The sequence below is a fragment of the Rothia sp. QJM3NY_36 genome (genome assembly GCF_056173115.1).
Genome location: NZ_CM149658.1, coordinates 1,028,693 through 1,050,302 on the forward strand (window position 1 = coordinate 1,028,693; position 21,610 = coordinate 1,050,302).

At 72.4% G+C, this 21,610-nt stretch carries 22 protein-coding genes and 1 pseudogene; 16 read left to right on the top strand and 7 right to left on the bottom strand.

What is annotated here, in order from left to right; genetic code table 11:
- Positions 1-88 precede the first annotated feature (88 nt).
- On the bottom strand, positions 89-793 hold the full coding sequence (locus AC0VXQ_RS04460) for a biliverdin-producing heme oxygenase (RefSeq protein ID WP_058731495.1): 705 nt from the start codon (positions 791-793) through the stop codon (positions 89-91).
- 217 nt (positions 794-1,010) lie between these two features.
- Between AC0VXQ_RS04460 and AC0VXQ_RS04465 the strand changes: the two genes are divergently transcribed.
- The 8 genes and pseudogenes from AC0VXQ_RS04465 (at position 1,011) to AC0VXQ_RS04500 (ending at position 6,364) form a co-directional block, all read left to right on the top strand.
- Positions 1,011-1,190: a hypothetical protein gene (locus tag AC0VXQ_RS04465; RefSeq protein ID WP_058731496.1), complete on the top strand. Its 180-nt coding sequence runs from the start codon at positions 1,011-1,013 to the stop codon at positions 1,188-1,190.
- Positions 1,191-1,202: 12 nt separating this feature from the next.
- Positions 1,203-2,363, top strand: a pseudogene (locus AC0VXQ_RS04470) (HtaA domain-containing protein); the annotation flags it as partial.
- A gap of 321 nt (positions 2,364-2,684) precedes the next feature.
- A complete protein-coding gene (locus tag AC0VXQ_RS04475) occupies positions 2,685-3,353 on the top strand; it encodes an HtaA domain-containing protein (protein WP_260007530.1) in 669 nt (222 codons plus the stop codon).
- Entirely contained in the window at positions 3,353-3,664 is a 312-nt protein-coding gene (locus tag AC0VXQ_RS04480) for a hypothetical protein (RefSeq protein ID WP_058743658.1), read from the top strand. The genes AC0VXQ_RS04475 and AC0VXQ_RS04480 overlap by 1 nt, the downstream gene beginning before the upstream one ends.
- A 12-nt stretch (positions 3,665-3,676) precedes the next feature.
- The gene (locus AC0VXQ_RS04485; RefSeq protein ID WP_328798567.1) at positions 3,677-4,558 is read left to right on the top strand and encodes a heme/hemin ABC transporter substrate-binding protein; all 882 of its coding nucleotides are present in this window, start codon (positions 3,677-3,679) and stop codon (positions 4,556-4,558) included.
- Entirely contained in the window at positions 4,558-5,601 is a 1,044-nt protein-coding gene (locus AC0VXQ_RS04490; RefSeq protein WP_058731639.1) for a FecCD family ABC transporter permease, read from the top strand. Before AC0VXQ_RS04485 ends, AC0VXQ_RS04490 begins: the two co-directional genes overlap by 1 nt.
- Before the next feature lie 86 nt (positions 5,602-5,687).
- Positions 5,688-6,002, top strand: coding sequence for an ATP-binding cassette domain-containing protein (locus AC0VXQ_RS04495; RefSeq protein WP_254303303.1), 315 nt, complete (start codon positions 5,688-5,690; stop codon positions 6,000-6,002).
- Positions 5,894-6,364 (top strand): ABC transporter ATP-binding protein, encoded by a 471-nt coding sequence (locus tag AC0VXQ_RS04500; protein ID WP_254303296.1) that lies wholly within the window; start codon positions 5,894-5,896, stop codon positions 6,362-6,364. The genes AC0VXQ_RS04495 and AC0VXQ_RS04500 overlap by 109 nt, the downstream gene beginning before the upstream one ends.
- Positions 6,365-6,397: 33 nt before the next feature.
- Here AC0VXQ_RS04500 and AC0VXQ_RS04505 read toward each other — a convergent pair whose 3' ends face one another.
- Together AC0VXQ_RS04505 and sepH are read right to left on the bottom strand one after the other, a co-directional pair.
- On the bottom strand, positions 6,398-7,432 hold the full coding sequence (locus tag AC0VXQ_RS04505) for a hypothetical protein (RefSeq protein WP_064725259.1): 1,035 nt from the start codon (positions 7,430-7,432) through the stop codon (positions 6,398-6,400).
- A gap of 84 nt (positions 7,433-7,516) precedes the next feature.
- Entirely contained in the window at positions 7,517-8,581 is a 1,065-nt protein-coding gene (sepH, locus tag AC0VXQ_RS04510) for a septation protein SepH (protein WP_196826036.1), read from the bottom strand.
- 343 nt (positions 8,582-8,924) lie between these two features.
- Between sepH and AC0VXQ_RS04515 the strand changes: the two genes are divergently transcribed.
- Positions 8,925-9,224 carry a DUF4193 domain-containing protein gene (locus AC0VXQ_RS04515; RefSeq protein ID WP_058731643.1) on the top strand — a complete coding sequence of 100 codons (300 nt, stop codon included), beginning with the start codon at positions 8,925-8,927 and terminating at the stop codon, positions 9,222-9,224.
- Between the two features lie 123 nt (positions 9,225-9,347).
- Here AC0VXQ_RS04515 and AC0VXQ_RS04520 read toward each other — a convergent pair whose 3' ends face one another.
- Positions 9,348-9,929, bottom strand: coding sequence for a DUF3093 domain-containing protein (locus AC0VXQ_RS04520; RefSeq protein WP_081101582.1), 582 nt, complete (start codon positions 9,927-9,929; stop codon positions 9,348-9,350).
- A 224-nt stretch (positions 9,930-10,153) separates the two neighbouring features.
- Between AC0VXQ_RS04520 and dut the strand changes: the two genes are divergently transcribed.
- The 4 genes from dut to AC0VXQ_RS04540 all read left to right on the top strand — a co-directional run bounded on the left by dut (position 10,154) and on the right by AC0VXQ_RS04540 (position 12,735).
- Complete coding sequence (dut, locus tag AC0VXQ_RS04525) at positions 10,154-10,612, top strand: dUTP diphosphatase (RefSeq protein ID WP_064725257.1); 459 nt, start codon at positions 10,154-10,156, stop codon at positions 10,610-10,612.
- A 69-nt stretch (positions 10,613-10,681) separates the two neighbouring features.
- Positions 10,682-11,479 carry a DUF3710 domain-containing protein gene (locus tag AC0VXQ_RS04530; RefSeq protein WP_129357583.1) on the top strand — a complete coding sequence of 266 codons (798 nt, stop codon included), beginning with the start codon at positions 10,682-10,684 and terminating at the stop codon, positions 11,477-11,479.
- Between the two features lies 1 nt (position 11,480).
- Positions 11,481-11,945, top strand: a complete 465-nt coding sequence (locus AC0VXQ_RS04535; protein WP_061225476.1) for a hypothetical protein — start codon at positions 11,481-11,483, stop codon at positions 11,943-11,945.
- Positions 11,946-11,985: 40 nt separating this feature from the next.
- Positions 11,986-12,735 carry a DUF3159 domain-containing protein gene (locus tag AC0VXQ_RS04540; protein ID WP_196826034.1) on the top strand — a complete coding sequence of 250 codons (750 nt, stop codon included), beginning with the start codon at positions 11,986-11,988 and terminating at the stop codon, positions 12,733-12,735.
- Here AC0VXQ_RS04540 and AC0VXQ_RS04545 read toward each other — a convergent pair.
- Positions 12,686-13,423: a potassium channel family protein gene (locus tag AC0VXQ_RS04545; protein WP_064725255.1), complete on the bottom strand. Its 738-nt coding sequence runs from the start codon at positions 13,421-13,423 to the stop codon at positions 12,686-12,688. The genes AC0VXQ_RS04540 and AC0VXQ_RS04545 overlap by 50 nt on opposite strands.
- A 2-nt stretch (positions 13,424-13,425) precedes the next feature.
- On the bottom strand, positions 13,426-14,163 hold the full coding sequence (locus tag AC0VXQ_RS04550; protein ID WP_058730299.1) for a potassium channel family protein: 738 nt from the start codon (positions 14,161-14,163) through the stop codon (positions 13,426-13,428).
- 116 nt (positions 14,164-14,279) lie between these two features.
- On the opposite strand from AC0VXQ_RS04550, the gene AC0VXQ_RS04555 reads away from it, so the two are divergent.
- From AC0VXQ_RS04555 to acnA, 3 genes are all read left to right on the top strand, one after another.
- Positions 14,280-16,328, top strand: a complete 2,049-nt coding sequence (locus AC0VXQ_RS04555) for an APC family permease (RefSeq protein WP_129357581.1) — start codon at positions 14,280-14,282, stop codon at positions 16,326-16,328.
- The gene (locus AC0VXQ_RS04560; protein ID WP_475529265.1) at positions 16,325-17,839 is read left to right on the top strand and encodes a class I SAM-dependent RNA methyltransferase; all 1,515 of its coding nucleotides are present in this window, start codon (positions 16,325-16,327) and stop codon (positions 17,837-17,839) included. The genes AC0VXQ_RS04555 and AC0VXQ_RS04560 overlap by 4 nt, the downstream gene beginning before the upstream one ends.
- 286 nt (positions 17,840-18,125) lie before the next feature.
- On the top strand, positions 18,126-20,933 hold the full coding sequence (gene acnA, locus AC0VXQ_RS04565) for an aconitate hydratase AcnA (RefSeq protein ID WP_133566143.1): 2,808 nt from the start codon (positions 18,126-18,128) through the stop codon (positions 20,931-20,933).
- Between the two features lie 91 nt (positions 20,934-21,024).
- Here the strand turns inward: acnA and AC0VXQ_RS04570 are convergent, their stop codons facing one another.
- The gene (locus AC0VXQ_RS04570; RefSeq protein ID WP_081101581.1) at positions 21,025-21,567 is read right to left on the bottom strand and encodes a Rieske (2Fe-2S) protein; all 543 of its coding nucleotides are present in this window, start codon (positions 21,565-21,567) and stop codon (positions 21,025-21,027) included.
- Positions 21,568-21,610: the final 43 nt, after the last annotated feature.

Sequence of the window (21,610 nt, forward strand, 5' to 3'; positions counted from 1 at the left end):
CGCAGCGGGGCGGGCCGGTGCCCGCTCCGAGGGTCGCCCAGAGCGGGCGCAGGGGATCGTCGGAGGATCGCCGGGGCGATGCCCCGCCTCAGGCGCGCACGGCGCGCTGCAGGTCGGCGAACATGCGGGCGTTGAGGTCGAAGCCGGCGACGGCTTCCTCGACCAGCGCGGCACGCTGGTCCTCGCTGAACTGCGCCCGGTCCAGCAGGGTGCGGTAGCCGTCCTTGAACACCTTGGGCTTGGGCAGGTCCGGGAAGCGGTACATGCTCAGCGCCTCGGCGGGAAGTCCGTAGTGCCGGGCCATCAGCGCCGCCACCGCCTGCCCGCCGGAGAGGTCCCCGAGGTAGCGCAGATAGTGGTGGGCCAGGAACCGCTCCGGGCTGGTGCGGGTGGTCCGGATGCGCGCGACGTACTCGGCGGTGCTGAGCAGGGCCGCGAAGAGAGGATCTCCGTCGACGTCGAGCGGGCGGCCCACCAAGTCGGCGAGCACCGCCAGATCCGCCTCGATCGCGGACAGCCGATCCAGCCCGGGAAGGACGAACGGGTTCGTCAGCGGCTGGGGGTCCTCGCGGAAGGAGCGGGCGACCTCCTCGAGTGCCGCGTAGATGTGGCGGTACTGCGCCAGCAGCCGGAGGTAGGCGCTCGCATCCAGGGTGCCGCCCATGAGGTCGGTCATGAAGGTCGAGTGCTCGGCGGAGGAGTGCCGCTTGGCGGTCGAGCGGCGCAGGCGCGCGGAGAAGGTCTCCTCCTGCGCGGCGTCGGTGCGGGAGCGGTGGGCGGTGGTGACGGACATCGGGGCCTCCGGGCACTCGGTCGGGTGAACAGGGTTGGTGACAGGGTGTCGCCAACATGTCTTGATGACAGTCTGTCACCGAAACATGACGCGATTAGAGGGTGCCCTTGAATTCTGCTGAGCCACACCTTAGTTTGGGTTGTGCCGGTCCTCGTCCGTTGCACAGCCGCGCCTGCACAGGAACCGGACCCTCCCCGTCACTCGACCCGAAGGCATCATGAACAACTCCAGCACCTCCCGCCGCGTCGGCACCGTCGCCGCCGCGGCCGTCATCGGGCTGGCGGGCCTCGCGAGCCTGCCCGCCGTCGCCGATGCGAGCCCGGTCCCCGCCCAGGCCCAGGTCCAGCCCGCCGCCCAGACCCAGCAGGACACCCTGACCCAGGCCACCATGGACTAAGGCGTCAAGGGGTCCTTCCGTCGCTACATCAAGGGCCCCATCGCCCGCGGGGAGATCGCCGTCTCCGGCGGGCTGACTCAGAACGCCGACGGCACCTACCACTGGAGCGAGGGCACCGGAACCTGGAACGGCACCTCCGGGGAGGTCGCCCTGCCGGGCGCCGTCACCTTCACCGGGCACAAGGGCATCCTCGAGACCACCCTGAGCAACCTGCGACTGCGCATCGACGGGACCAAGGGCACGCTGATCGCCGACGCCCAGGCGCGGCCGTTCATCGACACCACCACCAAGGGCGAGCTGGAGGACTACCGGAGCCTGGAGCTGGCCGACGTCGATCTCAAGGGCCTCACCGGCGCCGACGGCCAGCTCCGCCTCAAGGACGCGAAGGTCACACTCAAGGACTCCGGGCGCGCCGTGTTCGGGCAGACCTTCTACGACGCGGGCCAGGAGCTGGATTCCCTGAGCTTCACCGCCGACTACGCCGCCGCTCAGGAGCCTTCGGCCCAGCCCAGCGAGCAGCCGCAGCCCACCCGCACGTCCACGCCCGCGCCGAGCTCGAGCCCGAAGCCCAGCACCGCGGCCCCGCGGTCCACCGCCGAGTCGTCCGAGAATCCCGCCGCCCAGCCCACCCGGGATTCCGGCCAGGGCACCGCCCAGGAGGGGAAGAAGACCGAGACCACCAAGCGCACGGTGGACTCCGGGTCCATGTCCTGGGGCGTCAAGGAGTCGTTCCGCAAGTACATCAAGAGCCCCATCGCCCGTGCCTCCTGGACCGTGTCCGGAGTTCAGGATCGCAACGGGATCTTCACGTACGACAACGCCAGCGGCTACTACGATCCGGCCACCCGCACCGGCCAGATCGACTACCCCGGCACGCTGCACTTCACCGGGCACAAGGGGCTGCTGGACCTGACCATCGCCAACGCCCGCCTGCAGATCCGGGACGGCCAGGGCACCCTCGTCGCGGACGTCGACTCCCGCGAGCTCAACGACGACTACAAGACTCCCGGGAAGATGATCTCCTACAAGAGCGTCGCCCTGGCGCAGGTGGATCTCAGCGGGGCCACCCTGACCGGCGACGTCATCTCCGCGCAGGACGCGCGCACCACCCCCACCAGCAAGGGCGCGGATGCCTTCGCGGGCTTCTACGAGGCCGGCCAGGAACTGGACCCCCTGAGCTTCACCGCGCGCCTGGGCGCCGCCGTGCAGAACCCGGATGAGGCCACCCTGGACGAGGCCGACACCTCCGCCGGTTCCGGCAAGACCGCCTCCGCCTCCACGGACGATGCCGCACAGACCGGGAGCTCCAACGGCAGCGGGACCGGGTCCGGCTCCGGGGCCCAGAGCGGGACGAGCGCCGGTGGTGCCGGGGCCGTCTCCACGGATCCCGGGCAGGCCGAGCTGCAGTGCGTGCCGGTGACCGTCACGGAGACGGCGACGCCGGCGGCCGCCTCCGGCGCGTCCTCGGCCCAGGGCACCGTCTCCGCGGCCACCATGGACTGGGGACTGAAGACCTCCTTCCGCAACTACATCTCCGGTGGCATCGCCAAGGGCAAGTGGGACCTGACCGACGTCAGCTACGCGAACGGGAAGTACTCCTGGTCCGGAGGCACCGGGACCTTCAAGGACGGCTCCGGCTCCCTGAAGTTCCCCGGCACCCTGCACTTCACCGGGCACAAGGGCATCCTGGACACCAAGCTCTCCGACTTCCACCTGGAGATCGACGGCAGTCACGGCAAGCTCTACGCGACCATCTCCTCCAATGACATGGAGGGCAAGAACAAGGACTACGGCGACGTCGTGTTCGCCAACGTGGACCTGTCCGGGATCCAGGCCGACGGAGGCTCCGTGTCCGTCAGCGACGCGAAGACCACCCTCACCCAGACCGGTGCCGATGCTTTCGCCAACTTCTACGAGGCCGGCCAGGAGCTGGATCCGCTGAGCTTCTCCGCGTCCCTCACCGGGGATGCCGCCGCGCCGGCCGCGGACGCCTCCCCCCAGGTGACCACCCGTGTGGAGTACCAGGGCCCCGGTTGCGAGAACCTGGCTGAGACCGGCGCCCAGCGTCCGCAGCAGCTGGCCGCGGTCGGCCTGGCGGTGCTGGCCGTCGGCGCGGCCGCCGTGGTCATCGCCCGGCGTCGCGTGAACGGGCGGCAGCGCTGATGCGCCCCGCACCGAGCACCCGCCCGGGGGCCGCCGACCCCCGGGCCCTGCGGGGACCGGCCAGGGTCATCACGGCCCTGCTGCTCAGCCTGCTCCTGCTGCTCACCGCCTGCGGTGACCAGGGCGGCGCGGCGGGCTCCTCCGCCAGCGGCGGGGGCGGGGGCGGGGCCGACTCCGAGCAGTACGCCGCGTCTCTCGAGAAGGCCGCCACCGCGCTGAAGCAGAACGCCGTGGATGACCCGAAGTCCATCACCGGCCCCACCGAGGCGGCCTCGGTTCCGGACGTGGAGCCCATCTCCGATCCCAGCTAGCCGAAGCTGCCCGTGACCGTCAAGGACCATCAGGGCACCGAGGTCACCGTCACGGACACCTCACGGATCCTCGCCCTGGACCTGTACGGCACCCTCGCCCAGACCGTCGAGGCCCTGGGCCAGGGAGACAAGCTGGTCGGACGGGTCACCTCATCCACCGAGGAGTCCCTGAAGGATCTGCCGCTGGTGACGGAGAACGGTCACGATCTGAATGCCGAGGCCATCATGAAGACGGCCCCGACGGTCGTGCTGATGGACACCACCAACGGGCCCACCGAGATCACCGAGCAGCTGCGCTCGGCGGGGATCACCGTGGTGCACTTCTCCCCGGACCGGCGCATGGACCTGATCGACGGGCAGATCCAGAAGGTCGCCGACGCCCTGGGGGTTCCGGAGGACGGCAAGCGCCGGGGGGGGGAGCGGGTGCAGAAGGATCTGGACCACGCGATCCAGACGATCCGCGACGTCGCCCCCGGTGAGGACGGGAAGAAGCTGTCCATGGCCTTCCTGTACGTGCGCGGCAACGCCGGGGTGTTCTTCATCCTGGGCAAGGGCAGCGGGGCGGATGACCTGATCACCTCCCTGTCCGGGGTCGACGCCGCGACCGAGAAGGGAGTGGAGGACATCGTGCCCGCCACCTCCGAGGCTCTGGTCAAGCTCAACCCGGATCTGATCCTGGCGATGAGCAAGGGCATCGAATCCACCGGCGGCATCGACGGGTTCCTGGCTCGTCCGGGCGTCGGGGAGACCACGGCCGGGAAGAACCGGCGCGTCGTGTCCATGGCCGACGGACAGATCCTGTCCTTCGGGCCGAACACCCCGGCGGTGCTGCTCTCCCTGGCCCAGGCCGTCTACGCCCCGGACGCGGTGTCCGGGGACGGGACCTCCTCCTGATGCCGCAGAGGGGCCGCGCCGGGCGTATCGGGGGGACCCTCGTCGCGCTCGGCGTCGTCCTGGCGGTGCTCTGCCTGCTCTCCGCGGGTCTCGGCCAGTACGAGATCCCGGCCAGGGACGTCCTGAGTTCGGTGACCCGGCGCCTCGGGTGGTCCCCGGTCCAGCCCTCCCTGCAGCTGGCGGATGCGACCCTGTGGAACATCCGCTTCCCCCGCATCGTCCTGGGCGTGCTGGTCGGGGCGGCCCTGGGCTGCGCCGGGGCTGTCATGCAGGCGGTGTTCGGCAACCCGCTGGCCGAACCCGGTGTCATCGGCATCTCCGCGGGGGCCGCCGTGGGGGCGTGCCTGGCCATCGTGCTGGGCCTGAGCTTCCTCGGGATCTTCACCGTGCCGCTGCTGGCCTTCGTCGGGGCCATGGTCACCACGGTCGTGGTCTACGTCCTGTCCCGCAGCGATGGCCGGGCCGGGGTGATCACCATGATCCTCACGGGCATCGCGGTGACCGCCGTGGCCAATGCCGCGATCGCCTTCCTGGTGTTCGTCGCCAGCCCCACCGACCGGGATCAGATCGTGTTCTGGCAGATGGGGTCCCTCAACGGCTCCACCTGGAAGGCCGTCTTCTCCGCGGGCCCGATCATCCTCCTCGGCCTCGTCGTCGGTCTCGTCATCGCCGGAAGGCTGAACCTGCTGGCTCTGGGCGATCGGGCGGCGCGGCACACGGGCGTCGACGTCGAGCACCTGCGCATCGCCGCCATCACCAGTGCGGCCCTGCTCACGGGGGCGGCCGTGGCCTACGCCGGGATCATCGCCTTCGTCGGGCTGATCGTCCCGCACGTCCTGCGCCTGGTGCTGGGTCCCTCCAACCGGGTGCTGCTGCCGGCCTCGATGCTCGGCGGGGCCGTGCTCATCGCCGCCTCGGATCTGGCGGCGCGCACGCTGGTGCCCTTCGCGGACCTGCCCATCGGGATCTTCACGGCCCTGGTCGGGGGTCCGACCTTCTTCGTGCTGCTGCGGCGCACCCTGCGCAAGGGGGTGAGCCTGTGAGTCTGCTGCGCGCCGAGGGCATCGGCCACGGCTTCGGGGAGCGGTCCGTGCTCGAGGACATCACCGTGGACGTCGAGGCGGGGGAGGTGCTGGCCCTGATCGGGCCCAACGGCGCAGGGAAGTCCACCCTGCTGTCCGTGCTGGCCGGGGACGTCGTGCCGCGTCACGGCACCGTCCGGGTGGGGGAGAAGTCCCCGAGCGGCTGGAGTCCCATGGAGCTGGCCCGACGACGCAGCGTCCTGCTGCAAATTCCCAGGTCGCGTTCTCCTACCCCGCGGAGGAGATCGTGGCCATGGGGCGGACCCCCTGGAAGGGCACGCCGCTGGCGGAGCAGGACGAGCAGGCCTGCGCCGAGGCAATGGAGACGACCCGCACCCGGCTGCTGCGCCATCGGGACGTGACCACGCTGTCCGGCGGGGAGAACGGCCGGGTCCAGCTGGCCCGGGTCCTCGCCCAGCGCACCCCGCTGATCCTCCTGGATGAGCCCACCGCGGCCCTGGACATCCTGCACCAGGAGGAGACGCTGCGCACCTGCCGGGAGCTGGCCGCGGATGGGGCCGGCGTCGTCGTGGTCCTGCACGATCTGGACGTCGCCGCGGCCTACGCCGACCGGATCATCCTGTTGGAGCACGGCCGGATCGTCGCGCAGGGCACCCCGGAGCAGGTGTGCACGAGTCAGCGGCTCACCGAGGTCTACGGCTGGGACATCGAGGTGCTGCGCCACCCCGTCTCCGGGCGCCTGCTCGTGCTGCCCCGCCGCTGATCAGGCACCCCCGCTCCACCGTCCGCGGCAGACCTACCCGCCGGAGCCGCCCGCGGTGCCCGCGTCCTGCCCCGACTGCGCGTTCTCATCCTGCGCGCCCTGATCCTGTCCACCCTGCCCGCGGGTGTCCTGGGTGGGCTGCTGCCCGCCGGGGTTGGTCGGGGCCGGGGCCTGGGTGCTCGGGGCGGGCGCCTGGGTCGTGGGCTCGGGCGCCGGGGCGGATGTCGGCTCCTGCGTGGGCTCCTGGGTCGGCTCCGGTGTTGTAGGCTCCTCGGTCGGCTCCGGGCTCGGCGCGGCGCTGGTGGTCGGCGCCTGCGTGGGCTCCTGGGTCGGCTGCGGCGCTACCGAGATCTCCCCCTGCTGCGGAGGCTCGATGACCGTGGGCTGCGGGGCCGGGCTGGTCTCCTGCCGGGTCGGCTGCGCGCTGCTGGGGGAGGGTGAGCTCGAGGTGGTGCGCGGCGCCGAGGAGGTCGGGGCGGGGGCTGGCTGGTCCCCGCGCTGCTGGTAGAGGTAGGTCGCCCCGGCGCCGATGCCGAGACCGATCACGGCCAGACCGGCCAGGGCCGCGATCCGCCCGGCCCGCCCGCGCCGAGCCGGGGCCGGCCCCGCATCCTGATCCGGGGCTTCCGGCGCCGACTGCTCGGGAGCCGAGGCGGTCTCCCGGGCGGCCGTGACGGGTGCGACCCCATCGAGCCCCGGCGTCGCCCCGGTCCTGGGGGAATCCGTCGCGGATGCCGCGGTCTGCTGCCGGCGTCGGCGCGCCCAGCGGCGCCGCTGAGCGGTGGCCTCCGGATCGTCGGGCAGCTGCGGGCCGAACAGCTCATCGTTCAGACTCACCATCGGCTCGGTGGGCTGACCCGTCGCGGTCTGTGCGGTCGCATCGTCCACGTACTCGTAGCCCGGTGCCAGCGCCTCGCGCTCCTCCTGCGCGGCGACCTGCTCGGTCGCCTCCGTCTGCGGAGCCGACTCCTCGGCGCCCGCGGCCTCCCGGGCGGCGGAGTCCTCGGATCCGCCGTGCGGGGCCGCGGGGTCCTGTGCGCTGTCGCGACGACGCCGTTTCTTGGCCATGAAGTCACTGTCCCATATCAGGTGCGGTGGTGGTCGATGCCGATCCCGTCCGGCGGGCGGCCCGGGAGCGTGCGGGGGTGTGGATCAGTGCCGACCGCCGAAGACGATGTCGTCCCAGCTGGGCACGGAGGGACGCCGGCCGGAGCCCCGCTGAGCCCCGGCGACGGGGTGCCGGCCGTGGTCGGCGTCTTCGTCGGCCCGAGGATCGGTCTCCTCCGGGGCGGAGGCATCCTCGCCCATCCGCTCGGCGAGGCTCTGCACGCGGGCGTCGGAGGAGGGATCGGTTCCGGCCGCCCGGCCGCGACGCCGCTGCAGCTCCTCCAGCAGCTCGTCCTGGGCGTCCTGCGCGGGCTCCGGCACCGTGCGCAGCTCCGCACGCTCGGCCGGGTCGGTCTCGGCCGTCGCGGATTCCGACGGGGCGGGATCCTGCCCGGCCGGGGCGGACTCGTCCGCCTCCGGGGCCTCCGGATCCTGCGCCTGATCGTCCAGCTCCTGCGGGCCGGGGGAGGGCTGGCCCGCCGCCTCCTGCCCTCCGGTCTCGCGGCCCAGGAGGAACTCGGCGACGGCGTTGGCCGCGGTCACGGTCTGGTTGGCGGGGTTGTAGACGAAGCGAGCCGGGAACTCGGCGCCGTCGGGCAGCTGCCCCAGGGCCGCGGGGGAGTAGTCCACGGACACCGAGACGTTCCACTGCCCGTCCTCGCGCTGCCAGGAGTTCCACTGGGCGTCGCCCTCGGCGAAGCCCCAGTCCTCCCGCACGGCCACGATCTGCTCGTGCAGGCTCGGACGGGTCGAGACGGCGGTGCGCTCGGCGTGCAGCGGGGTCACCGCCACGGCCTTGGCCTCGGCGACGATGTGGGAGCGCTCGGCGAGGATCGGCCATTCGTAGCGGCGCACCCGCTCCGGCTTCCACCCGGACTCGGCCACGATCTCATCCACGCTGGCCCCCTGGCGGAACCGGGTCTGGATGTCCCGGGGCCCGAAGACCCCGTTGCCGGACAGCCCCCGGGCCGGATGGGCGCGACGGGCCTTGACCACGGCGTTGCGCAGGTCGGAGTCGAGGGGCGCGCTGAAGCGCTGCTCGCCATCCGGGGTCTCCAGGATGAGGTGCTGCCCGTCATCGTGCACCCCTACGAATCGCAACTGCTGCATCGGCTCTCCTTCGACATCGTGACCGTCCGCCGGTCCCGCCGCCCCGGCGCCGGGCTCGGCGATGACGGCTCCCGCGAGGGTATCACTGACCAGAGTACCCGTTCGCTCCGCGCGGATTCGGGCAGGTGCGGGGCCTGTTTCCGCCCCTGACGACGCCGTGCGCGCGCCACGGCTGGACACGGTGTGTCCGATGGTGTTCAATCGTCGCGTTACCGGCGCCGCACCGTCCCCTGCACCGCGAATCCGAGGGGCAGCATCGCGTGCCGAACGGACCGCACATCCGTCACGACCGGCTCTCATCGAGGAGAGCGGGTCCCCCGACATCGAAAGGGTGACTCACCCAATGGCCACCGATTACGACGCCCCCCGCAAGCAGGACGAAGAGACCAGCGCCGACTCCATCGAGGAGCTGAAGTCCCACCGCGGGGATCAGCAGTCCAACGTCGTCGACGAGGACGAGAACGCCGCCGCGGAGAGCTTCGAGCTGCCCGGGGCGGATCTGTCCCACGAGGAGCTCTCCGTCGTCGTGCTGCCCGCCCAGCAGGACGAGTTCACCTGCGCCTCCTGCTTCCTGGTCCGCCACCGCTCGCAGATCGCCCGCGAGGAGGACGGCCTGTACTACTGCGTGGAGTGCGAGGGCTGAGGCTCGCGCCTCCCCAGACCGGCGAGGGCCCGGCGGATCCGCCATGATCCGCCGGGCTCTCGCCCGTTCCGGCTGCGTCGGCGGCGCCGCCGGACCCGAAGGCCGCCGTTCGCGCGGGCAGTCTCAGCGGCGCCACCCGGGGTTGTCCTCCGGGGAGGCGGCCGGCTCGGTGTACTCCAGGGCGTGCTCGTCCTGCTCGTCCGGATCCCCGCCCAGGGCCCGCACCAGGTCCTCCGGGTGCCGGGCGTTGGCCAGCCAGTAGGGGGTGGGGTCCGCGGGATCCTCGATGCGGATGCGCACCACGGGGGAGACCCACGGGCGGAAGCACATGTAGGCCCGTCCGTCCGCGGCCGGCCCCGCCGCGATCCGAGCGGCGTCCCCGCGGAATGCCTCGGCCCGCCCGACGTAGCGCCGTTCGATGTGGGCCCGGCCCACCTGCAGGGAGTCCTGGGTGACCTCCAGGACCGGGGAGGTGGCCGTGAGGATCACCCCGAGCAGGCCCGCCAGGACGACGGCCACGGCGGTGCCGATCGGGATGCTGATGGGGGCCCCGATGAGGAACACGGCCAGGCCGAAGACCACCACCAGGATCCAGGTTCCCACCGAGGGAACCAGCTTCTCCCGGAACAGCACCTCCCCGGGAGCCGTCACGGCCGGGGAAGAGGCGGGGGCGTCATCGTGCGGGGTGGGCAGGGATGCTGACATGCCTCCAGGATCTCACGAACCCGACCCCCGCACGCCCCGCGGCCCGGGGGCCGGGCGGTGCGGCAGGGTCCCGCCCCGCCGGTTCCCCGTCCGGTGAACTACAGTGGCCTACGGGCCCCCGACGCCGTCCGCGTGCCGCGGCGCGAGCGGTAGACGGGAGGCTGGCGCCCCGGCCACACGCCGTCTTTTCGCATCCCGTCCACCGAGGAAGTGCTCCCGAGACCATGAGCCAGACCACCGAGATCCCGCTGCAGCTGCTGGACCCCGAGCTGGACCCGCCGAGCTACGCCCACCCCGGAGACGCCGGCGCGGACCTGCGCAGCCGGGTGGACCTCGTGATCGAACCGGGCCACCGGGCCGCCGTGCCCACCGGCGTCGCCCTGGCCCTGCCCCGCGGCCTGGTGGGGCTGGTGCACCCGCGCTCCGGACTGGCCCTGAAGCACGGCGTCACCGTGCTCAATGCCCCCGGCACGGTGGACTCGGGATACCGGGGAGAGATCGTGGTGACCCTGCTGAACACCGACCGCAGCGAGCCCTTCGCGATCCGCCGCGGGGACCGCATCGCGCAGCTGGTGGTGCAGCGCCACGAGACCGCCGCGTTCACGCTCGTGCCGACGCTGGCCGCCGAGGACGAACCCGCCGCCCGCGGCGCCGGCGGCTTCGGCTCCAGCGGGACCCGCTGACGACACCACCGACGCGACCCGGCACCGGGTCGGCACACGACCGAGACGACGAGGAGAGGCTGAGGCAGCATGCTGGGATTCGGCAGGAAGAAGAAGGACCAGGCCGAGCAGGAGCCGGCGGTCGACGAGCAGAAGGACGCCGCGCGGAAGGATGACGCACGGAAGGACCCCGCGGCGTCGCAGGCCGAGGTCAGCGACGCCGCGGGGGAGGCCCAGGCCCCTTCCGAGACCGAGGAGCGGACCTCCCAGCGGGCCCAGACCGGGCCCTTCGACCTCGCCGAGGTCGACGCGGCGGACCTGGAGGGGTTCATCGACCTGGGCGGGCTGCGCATCCGCCGCGAACCCGGGGTGAACCTGCGCCTGGACGTGGATCAGAAGTCCCAGCGGGTCGTGGCCGTGACGCTGGAGGATGGTCAGGCCAGCGTGCAGGTCCAGGCCTTCGCCGCGCCGAAGTCCCGCGGGCTGTGGCCCCAGATCCGCACCGAGCTGGCCGAGTCCGTGCGCTCCCAGCAGGGCATGGTGGACATCACCGAAGGGCCCTTCGGGCGCCAGGTGCTGGCCAAGATCCCGGCCAGCCTGCCGGACGGGCAGCGGGGCCTGCGCGTGGCCCGCTTCGTCGGGGTGGACGGGCCGCGCTGGTTCCTGCGCGGGGTGTTCACCGGGGACGCGGCCGTGCAGGAGCAGGCCGCCGCCCGCATGGAGGAGCTGTTCCGCGGCATCGTCGTGGTGCGCGGGCGCGAGCCGATGGCCCCGCGGGACCTGCTGCCCCTGGAGGTCCCCGCCGAGGCCGTGCGTCGCACCGAGCCCCAGGAGGAGCCGGACCTGCAGGTCCCGCAGCGCGGTCCCGAGGTCACCCAGATTGGCTGAGGTGCCGACCCCGCCCCGGCCCGAGCGGCGCGGCGGCACCGCCGAGTACCTGCCGGTGCACGGGTCCATGTCCCACCAGCCGGGGATGAGGCCGCGGGTGCGGGTGCTCGTGGAGGGGCGGATCAGCGAGGTGCGCCTCCAGCCGATCGGGGCCCTGCCGCGCTACGAGGCCGAGGTGGAGATCCGCCAGTCCCTGCGCACCGTGGTCAGCGCCCAGACCAAGGCGGCCCGCGGCTCCTTCGCCGCGCCGACCTCCGCGATCGCGATGGACACCCCGGAGCTCTCCGACGCCCCCGGTCCGCTGGCCCCGGGGGCCCGGGTCCGCCTGATCTGGCACGGCCAGCGCAGCGTCCCCGGGCTCGACGCCGGGACGCGGCTGCGCTGCTCCGGGATGCTCGCCCGGGATGCGGTCGGCCCGGTCATCTACAATCCCCGCTACGAGATCGTCTCCCGGCACACCCCGTGACCGGCGTCGACCGACCCGCCCAGGAAAGGACCCCGGACCCGTGACCCAGGACCCCGGACAGCGTTCGCCCCAGCACCCCGAGTCCGACGGGGCCTCACCGGACTCCCTCGGGCGCACCCTGGCCGCCTCCTACGGCGCCTCCGGAACCTTCCGCCGGGACGAGCAGGGCCGCATCGACCTGCTGCACGCCGTCGGCGGGTGGCGAGGGATCGCGGAGTCCGTGCTGCCCAGCCTGGTCTTCCTCGTCGTCTACCTTTTCACCCAGCACCTGGGCCACGCCCTGTGGGTGGCCGTGGCCGCGGCCCTCGCGGCCGCCCTGCTGCGCGTGGCCCAGCGCGGCAGCCTCCTGCAGTCCCTGGCCGGGGCCGCGGGAGTGCTGGTGTGCGCCGGATTCGCTCGCTTCACCGGCCAGGCCGCGGACTACTTCGTGCCCGGCTTCTGGATCAACGGCCTCTATCTGCTCGGCGCCCTCGTCTCGATGGTCGCCCGCTGGCCCGTGATCGGGCTGTTCTACGGTTTCCTGCGCGGGGAGGGCACGGCCTGGCGCTCCCGGCCCGAGCGGCTGCGGGCCTACCAGTGGGCCACGGTGGTCTTCGCGGGGATGCTGGCCCTGCGCCTGGCGGTGCAGCTGCCCCTGTACGCGGCTGATCTGGTGGGGCCGCTCGGGGCCGCCCGGATCGTCATGGGCACCCCGTTCTACCTGCTCGTGCTGTGGCTGGGGTGGCTGATCTCCCGCCCGGCTACAGCTCCTGACCGTGGGCCGTCTGATCGCGGTCCGGAACCTGCCTGACCCCCTGATCCTCGGTCCCGGCCTCGCCCGCGGCGCGGTTGAAGGTCAGCTGCAGCTCCCGCTCCCCGTGGGCGGTGGTGATGAAGAACAGCTCGTCATCGCCCTCCAGGACGTCGTCGTCGCTGGGGGTGATCGGGATCCCGTCGCGCAGGATCGCCACCAGGGTGGTCTGCTCGGGCCACTCGATCGCGCCGACCTCCGTGCCGATGAACCCGTGCCCGTGGGGCACGGTGTACTCGATGAGGGTGGCCCCGCCGGCCTGCAGGTTCAGCAGCCGCACGACGCCGCCGACCTCCACGGCCTCCTCGACCAGCGCCGTCATCAGCCGCGGGGTGGACACGGCCACGTCCACTCCCCAGGCGTCGTCGAACAGCCACTCGTTCTTGGGGTTGTTGACCCGGGCGATGGTGCGCGGCACCCCGAACTCGGAGCGGGCCAGCAGGGAGACGACGAGGTTGGACTTGTCATCTCCGGTGGTCGCGACGATCACGTCCGCGGACTGCGGGGCGGCCGCGCGCAGCACGGACAGCTCGCAGGCGTCCCCGATCAGCCACGAGGCGCCCTGCAGGTTGGAGCGCCCGATGGCCTCGGGCTTCTCGTCCACGAGGGTCACCTCGTGGCCGTGGGTCAGCAGCTCCCGGGCGATCGAGGATCCCACGGATCCCGCGCCCACGATCAGCACCTGCACCGCTAGCTCCTTCCCTCCCCGCGCCGGCGCAGCGCCCGGCGGGGCCGATCGTCCTCCCGGTACTCCTGCTCCTCCGGATCCTGCGGCGGATTCGCGAAGACCTTCGCGACCTCGTCCACCTCCTGGGTGCGCAGCATCGCGTGCACGACGTCGCCCTGCTGGTAGCTGGTGTCGGGGCCGGGCAGCTGGCCCTCGCCGAAGCGGGTGATGAACGCGATGCGCACCTCCGCTGCGGCCTCGATGCGCTCCAGCGGCAGGCCCGCCCAGGCCGGGTGCAGCTTCAGCTCGGCCAGCACCAGCCGCCCGGAGGCCTCCCGGTAGTCCCCGGTGACGTCCTGCTCGGGCAGGATCCGGCGCAGCACCTGGTCCGTGGACCAGCGCACCGCGGCGACCGTGGGGATGCCCAGGCGCTGGTAGAACTCCGCGCGATTCGGGTCGTTGATCCGGGCGACCACGTGCTGGACCTTGAAGGTCTCCCGGGCCACCCGGGAGGCCAGGATGTTGGAGTTGTCCCCGGAGGAGACGGCGGCGAAGGCGTAGGCCTGCTCGATGCCGGCCCGGCGCAGCGTGTCCCGGTCGAAGCCGATGCCGGTGATCTGGCGGCCCTGGAAGTCCGCGCGCAGGCGCCGGAAGGCCGCCTCGTCCCGGTCGATCACGGACACGGTGTGCCCGGCGGTCTCCAGGGAGTGGGCGAGCATCACGCCCACGCGCCCGGCACCCATGATGACGAAGTGCGGCACGGCGGGATCAGTCCTTCCGGGGCGGTACGGGGGCGGTGAGCGGTCGGGTCCGAGCTCCACAGTAGTGCACCCGTCCCCTCCCGGCGCACCCCGAGGCGGTGGGGTAGCGTGGGCCTGTGCGAACCCCGGGCTCCCGTCTGCGCGACGCGGTCCTCGGCGCTCCCCAGGAGACCGAGCGGCTGCGTCGGCTCTCCCTGCCTCGGCGCCAGGCCATGCCCGTGTTCGGCGCCGACGGCGTCTCCTCCCTGGCCTACTCCCCGGACGAGGTCGTCATGGTCCTGGCCCTGGCGGGCACGGCCGCGCTGAGCCTGGCCCCGTGGGTGGGACTGCTCATCGCGGTGACCCTGCTGCTGGTGATCGGCACCTACCGGTACAACCTGCGTGAGGTCGCCCGCTCCGGCGGGGACTTCCAGGTGGTCTCGGATCGGCTGGGACCCCGGGCGGGCACCGCGGCGGGGGTCAGCCTGCTGTTCGACTTCGTGCTGACCGCGGCCGTCTCCGCCGCGGCGGCCTCCTCCTACCTGGTGACCCTGCTGCCCTCGCTGGCCGGGCACCGGGTGGGGATCTGCCTGGTCATCATCGCCGTGCTCACCGCGGTGCGCCTGCGCGGGATCGGCCTGATCGGGCGGCTGAACCCCGTGCCCGCATACCTGTTCGTCCTGCTGGTGGCGGTGCTGGTGGCCGTCGGGCTGGCCCAGGACGCCGCGGGCACCCTCGGACCCGCCCCGAGCGCGGACTACGGCATCCAGCCGGGCCGCCAGGTGGAATCCGTGGTCACCGGCGCCGGGCTGGCACTGCTGGTGCTGCGGGCCTTCTCCTCGGGCGCGGTGGGCCTGACCGGCGTGGAATCGGTGTCCAACTCCGCCCGGTTCTTCCGCCGCCCCCGGGCACGCGGCGCCTCCCAGACCCTCCTGGCCATGGGGCTGGTCTCCGCGGTCTTCCTGGTCGCGGTGCTGCACCTGGTCCGGGCCACCGGCGCCGTCGTCGTCATGGATCCGCGCCAGCTGGTCATCGACGGGGCGACGGCCCCGGCGGACCTGCACCAGATGCCCCTGCTGGCCCAGGTCTCCCGGGCGGTCTTCGGCGACGGGCTGCTGGGGGCGCTGGTGCCCATCGCCACGGTCCTGGTGCTGCTGGTCGCCCCGGCGGCGGCCTACTCGGGCTTCCCGGTGCTGGCCTCCGCGATGGCCCGGCGCGGCTACCTGCCCGTGCACCTGAACGCCCGGCTCAACCGCGCCGTCTACGCCAACGCCGTGCTGCTGCTCGGGGTCGCGGCCTGCCTCGTGGTCCTGGCCTTCGGCGCCCAGGTCAACGACCTCATCCAGCTGTACGTGCTGGGCGTGCTGTTCTCGATGTCCCTGACCCAGGCGGCCGTGATCCGCACCCGCCACCGCAGCATCCGCCTGGTCCTGGACCGGCTGCCCCGCAAGCGGCTGATCCGCGACCAGCTGGTCACCTGCGTGGGCTTCGCCGCGACCGTGCTCGGGCTGCTGATCGTGCTGGTGACCAAGCTCGTGCAGGGCGCCTGGGTCACGGTCCTGGTCGTGCTCGTGGGAACCTGGCTGTGTCTGCGGATCAAGAGCCATTACGAGCGAGTCGATGAGGAGTTGGCCGTGCGCGAGAACAACCCCCTGAAGGCCCTGCCCTCCCGGGTGCACGCGATGGTCGTCATCCCGCGGCTGCGTCTGCCCGCGCTGCGGGCCCTGGCCTACGCCAGGGCCTCCCGGCCCTCCAGCATCGAGGCGCTGGTGCTGAACATCGACGAGACCCGCACCCACCGCATCCGAGCCCTGTGGGACCGCTACGAGGTGCCCGTGCCCCTGACGATCCTCGCCGCGCCCTTCCGGGACCCGGTGGCCCCCGTGGTGCGCCACGTGCGCCGCTTCCTGAAGCGCTCCCCGCGCGACGTCGTCGTGGTCTACATCCCGGACTACGTGGTGGAGCACTGGTGGCAGGCCCTGCTGCACCACCGGCTCTCCCGGCGGCTGGTGCGGGCCCTGCGCCGCGAGCCCGGGGTGATCACCGCGGTGGTGCCCTGGCGGCTGGGCCGCGAGGACGGGCAGGACGTGCCCGATCCGACGCAGACCCCGCGGGTCGTGGACGGGCAGGCCCCGGGCGAACCGGCGGCCTCGGAGACGACGCAGACGGCGGAAGGACAGCGATGAGGATCGGCGACGAGTTCGCGGTGCGCCTGACCGGCATGGCCCACGGCGGGGCGGCGCTGGGTCGGCACGAGAACCGCGTGGTGTTCGTGCGCCACGGGATCCCCGGCGAATCCGTGCTGGTGGAGGTCACCGGCCTGGGCCCGAAGGGCCGCTACGCCGAGGCCCGGCTGCTCGAGGTCCTGGAGGCCTCCCCGGACCGGCGCGAGCACCCGTGGCCCGCCGCCGATGCCCTGCTCACCCTGCACCCGGTCGGCGGCATGGAGTACGGGCACATCCGCCCCGAGCGCCAGCGCCTGCTGAAGGCCGACGTGCTGCGCGAGCAGCTGGTGCGCCTGGGCGGGATGGATCCCGCTGACCCCCTGCTGGAGCAGCTGACGGTCGTCGATCCCGCGGCGCTCGCGGACCCGGCCGTGCTGGCCGCCGCGGGGAGCTCGGACCGGCAGGGGCACTCCGACCCGGAGCCCTCCGGGGCTCACGGCGGCTGGCGCACCCGGGTGCACTTCGCCGTGGACGACGAGGGCCGCCCCGGGATGCACCCCTACCACGAGGAGCGGGTCATCCCGGTGGAGCGCTTCCCCCTGGCGGTGCGGGAGATCCAGGAGCTGGGCCTGGGCGCGGGGCGCTTCCCCGGGGTCTCCCGGATCGACGTCGCCGCCCCCTCGGCGGGTGCGGGCTCGGCTAGCCGGCCGCTGATCCTGTTCACGGCCGCCCCGGACACGCAGGATCTGGCGCCGCTGGGCCGGGAGCTGGATGTGGCCCTGGACGCCTGCCCGGCCGACGTCGAGGTCTCCGCGGTCCTGCAGCCGGCGCGCATCTCCGGACGCCGCGGCCCCCGGCCCCAGCCGATCGTGCTGCGCGGGGATGACCACGTGGTGGAGACCCTCCCCGTGCCGAGCCCGGACCGGCCCGATGCCCCCGCCCCGCTGCGCTTCCGCGTGGGTGCGGGCGGGTTCTGGCAGAACCACCGGCTGGCCCCGGCCGCCCTGACCGAGACCGTCCGGCAGCTGGCCGACGTCCGCCCGGCGGATACCGTGTGGGACCTGTACGGCGGGGCCGGGCTGTTCGCGGCGCTGGCCGCGGACCAGGTGGGTGCGGGCGGCACGGTGTGGTCCGTGGAGGGCTCCCAGGTCACCTCCGGGGACGCCCGGCACAATCTGGCAGGACAGGGTCCGGCCCGCACCGAGGGCTCGCGGGGGGCGAAGGTCATCGCCCAGCGCGCCGCGGTGGAGCGGGCCCTGACCGGCAGGCCCCGTACCGGGACCCCCGACGTCGTCGTGCTGGATCCTCCGCGGGACGGGGCCGGGCGCGCCGTGATGCGGCGGCTGGCCGCCTGCGGGGCGCGGCGCATCGTGTACGTGGCCTGCGACCCGGCGGCCCTGGGCCGGGACGCCGGCTTCCTGCGCGCGGACGGCTGGGAGCCCACGGCGGTGCGGGGACTGGACCTGTACCCCGAGACCCACCATCTGGAGGCCGTCGCCGTCTTCCAGCCGGGCCCGGACCGCTCCCGCTGAGCGCGAGCTGAACGGTGGGCCGCGTCAGGGGAGGGGCCGCGCCGTGCCCTGCCGCCGGACGCGCCCCGACGGATGTGGCCTCGGCTACGTCCCGATGCTGGGATGGCTGGGGTGAGCGGGTAGACTGCACGGCGAAGGCTTAGCGTCACTGTGTCTCCAAAGGTCTGCATCACACACCGGAAGAAGGCGAAGGCGCCCCACTCACGGGCACGCGACCGCTGGGATCCCACCGGACGAGGACGGCAGCTGGGCCTGGACCATGAAGCGGCGAGAGGAGTGCCACGCAATGAGCACCGTGGACAGCTTCGGTTCCAAGGACGTCCTGGACGTCGACGGCACCGAGTACGAGATCTACCGGCTGGACAAGGTCGAGGGTTCCCAGAACCTGCCCTACAGCCTCAAGGTTCTGCTGGAGAACCTGCTGCGCACCGAGGACGGTGCCAACATCACCGAGGACCACATCCGGGCGCTGGCCTCCTGGGACCCCACCGCGGAGCCCGACACCGAGATCCAGTTCACCCCCGCGCGGGTGATCATGCAGGACTTCACCGGCGTGCCCTGCATCGTGGACCTGGCGACCATGCGCGAGGCCGTCAAGGAGCTGGGCGGGGATCCGAACAAGATCAACCCGCTGGCCCCGGCCGAGCTGGTCATCGACCACTCCGTGCAGATCGACTCCTTCGGCAACAAGGACGCGATCGAGCGCAACATGGACATCGAGTACCAGCGCAACGGCGAGCGGTACAAGTTCCTGCGCTGGGGCCAGACGGCCTTCGAGGACTTCAAGGTCGTGCCCCCGGGCATGGGCATCGTGCACCAGGTCAACATCGAGTACCTGGCCCGCACCATCATGGCCCGTGAGGTCGACGGCGTCCTGCGCGCCTACCCGGACACCCTGGTCGGCACCGACTCCCACACCACCATGGTCAACGGCCTGGGCGTGCTGGGCTGGGGCGTGGGCGGCATCGAGGCGGAGGCCGCTATGCTCGGCCAGCCCGTGTCCATGCTGATCCCGAAGGTCGTGGGCTTCAAGCTCACCGGCAAGATCCCGGCCGGCTCCACCGCGACCGACGTCGTGCTGACCATCACCCAGATGCTGCGCGAGCAGGGCGTGGTCGGCAAGTTCGTGGAGTTCTACGGCGAGGGCGTCTCCGAGGTGCCCCTGGCCAACCGCGCGACTATCGGCAACATGAGCCCCGAGTTCGGCTCCACCGCCGCGATGTTCCCGATCGACGAGGTCACCCTGGACTACCTGCGCCTGACCGGGCGCTCGGAGGAGCAGGTGGCCCTGGTGGAGAAGTACACCAAGGAGCAGGGCCTGTGGCACGACCCCTCCCAGGAGGTCGCCTACTCGGAGTACCTGGAGCTGGACCTGTCCACCGTGGTCCCGTCCATCGCCGGCCCGAAGCGCCCGCAGGACCGCATCGAGCTGACCAAGGCCAAGGAGCAGTTCCGCTCGGACCTGACCAACTACGTGCACGAGGACGTCTCCGAGCAGGAGAAGGAGTCCTTCCCCGCCTCGGACGCCCCGAGCCACTCCGCGACCGAGGAGCAGGAGGAGCAGGAGCGCCCGCGCGCGACCGTCTCGGCCGCCGCCGGGGCGGAGGGTCGCGCCTCGGATCCCATCGAGGTCTCGATGCCGGATGGCCGCGAGTTCGAGATGGACCACGGCGCGGTGGCGATCGCCTCGATCACCTCCTGCACCAACACCTCCAACCCGTCCGTGATGATGGCCGCCGGTGTGCTGGCCCGCAACGCCGCGGCCAAGGGTCTGACCTCCAAGCCGTGGGTCAAGACCTCGATCGCCCCGGGCTCCAAGGTGGTCACGGACTACTACGAGAAGGCCGGGCTGCTGCCGGACCTGGAGAAGGTCGGGTTCTACGTGGTCGGCTACGGCTGCACCACCTGCATCGGCAACTCCGGGCCCCTGGAGGACGAGGTCTCCCAGGCGGTGAACGAGAAGGACCTCTCGGTCACCTCGGTGCTCTCCGGCAACCGGAACTTCGAGGGCCGGATCAACCCGGACGTGAAGATGAACTACCTGGCGTCCCCGCCGCTGGTCATCGCCTACGCCCTGGCCGGGTCCATGGACTTCGACTTCGAGAACGACCCCCTGGGCCAGGACCCGGACGGCAACGACGTGTTCCTCAAGGACATCTGGCCGGACCCGACCGAGGTGCAGAAGATCATCGACGACTCCGTGTCCACGGAGGCGTACACCACCGAGTACGGCACGATCTTCGACGGCGACGAGCGCTGGCAGTCCCTGGACACCCCCACCGGAGACACCTTCGAGTGGGATGAGGAGTCCACCTACGTGCGCAAGCCCCCGTACTTCGAGGGCATGGCCATGAACCCGGAGCCGGTGGAGGACATCCACGGCGCCCGGGTGCTGCTCAAGCTCGGGGATTCGGTGACCACGGACCACATCTCCCCGGCGGGCTCCTTCAAGACGGACACCCCCGCGGGGCAGTACCTGACCTCCCACGGGGTGCAGCGCAAGGACTTCAACTCCTACGGATCCCGGCGCGGCAACCACGAGGTCATGATCCGGGGCACCTTCGCCAACATCCGCATCAAGAACCAGCTGCTGGACGGCGTGGAGGGCGGGTTCACCCGCGACTTCACCCGCGACGGCGAGCAGGCCGCGGTCTACGACGCCGCGCAGCACTACGCGGAGGAGAACACCCCGCTGGTGGTGCTCGGTGGCAAGGAGTACGGCACCGGGTCCTCCCGCGACTGGGCGGCCAAGGGCACCCGGCTGCTGGGGGTGCGCGCGGTGATCACCGAGTCCTTCGAGCGCATCCACCGCTCCAACCTGATCGGCATGGGCGTGCTGCCGCTGCAGTTCCCGGCCGGGGAGTCCCACGAGTCCCTGGGCCTGGACGGCACGGAGACCTTCTCCATCACGGGAGTCACCGAGCTGAACGAGGGCCGCACCCCCAAGACGGTGCACGTGACCGCCGAGCACCCGGAGGGCAAGACCACCGAGTTCGACGCCGTCGTGCGCATCGACACCCCGGGGGAGCGGGAGTACTACCGCAACGGCGGGATCCTGCAGTACGTGCTGCGCAACCTGGTGCGCCAGCAGTAGGGCCCGTTCCACCGACGACGGCAGGCCTCCGGCCCGGATCGATCCGGGCGGGAGGCCTGCCGTCGTCTCCGTCCCCTGTGCGCGGGGGGGGTCAGCTGCTGACGATGATCCGCCCGTTCTTGACCTGCGCGGTGAACTCGGGCAGCGGCTTCTGGGCGGGCCCGGCCTGCACGGAGCCGTCTTCGATGGAGAACACGGAGTGGTGGCACGGGCAGGTCAGCTGGGCGCCGTCGGCGTTCACGGTGCAGCCCTGGTGCGGGCACACGGTGGAGAACGCCTTGAACTCGCCCTTGCTCGGCTGGGTCAGCAGCACGGTCGTGCCGTCCTTCGCCTTCTGCACGGACCCGCCCTCCGGGACCTCGTCGGTGCCGGCGAGGTCCAGGGGCTCGGCGATGGTCTCCGCATCCGTCGCGGAGTCCTTGCCGTCACCGCAGGCTGCCAGCAGCGCGGCGGCCCCGGCCGCGGCCCCGGCACCGGCCAGGGCCCGACGCCGCGTGGTCGTGCGGACTCCTCCGTCGGATCCGCAGGCGGGGGCTGAATCGGTGTGGCCGCAGGCGCAGCCGGGGGCGGCCTCCGCGCGGGCGGCGTTCTCGGCGGCGTCCTCGGGGCGGGGGCGGGGGTTCTCGGCGGGCATGGCAGGGGCCTTCCTCATCGTCGCTGGGTCATCGCGGTCGCTG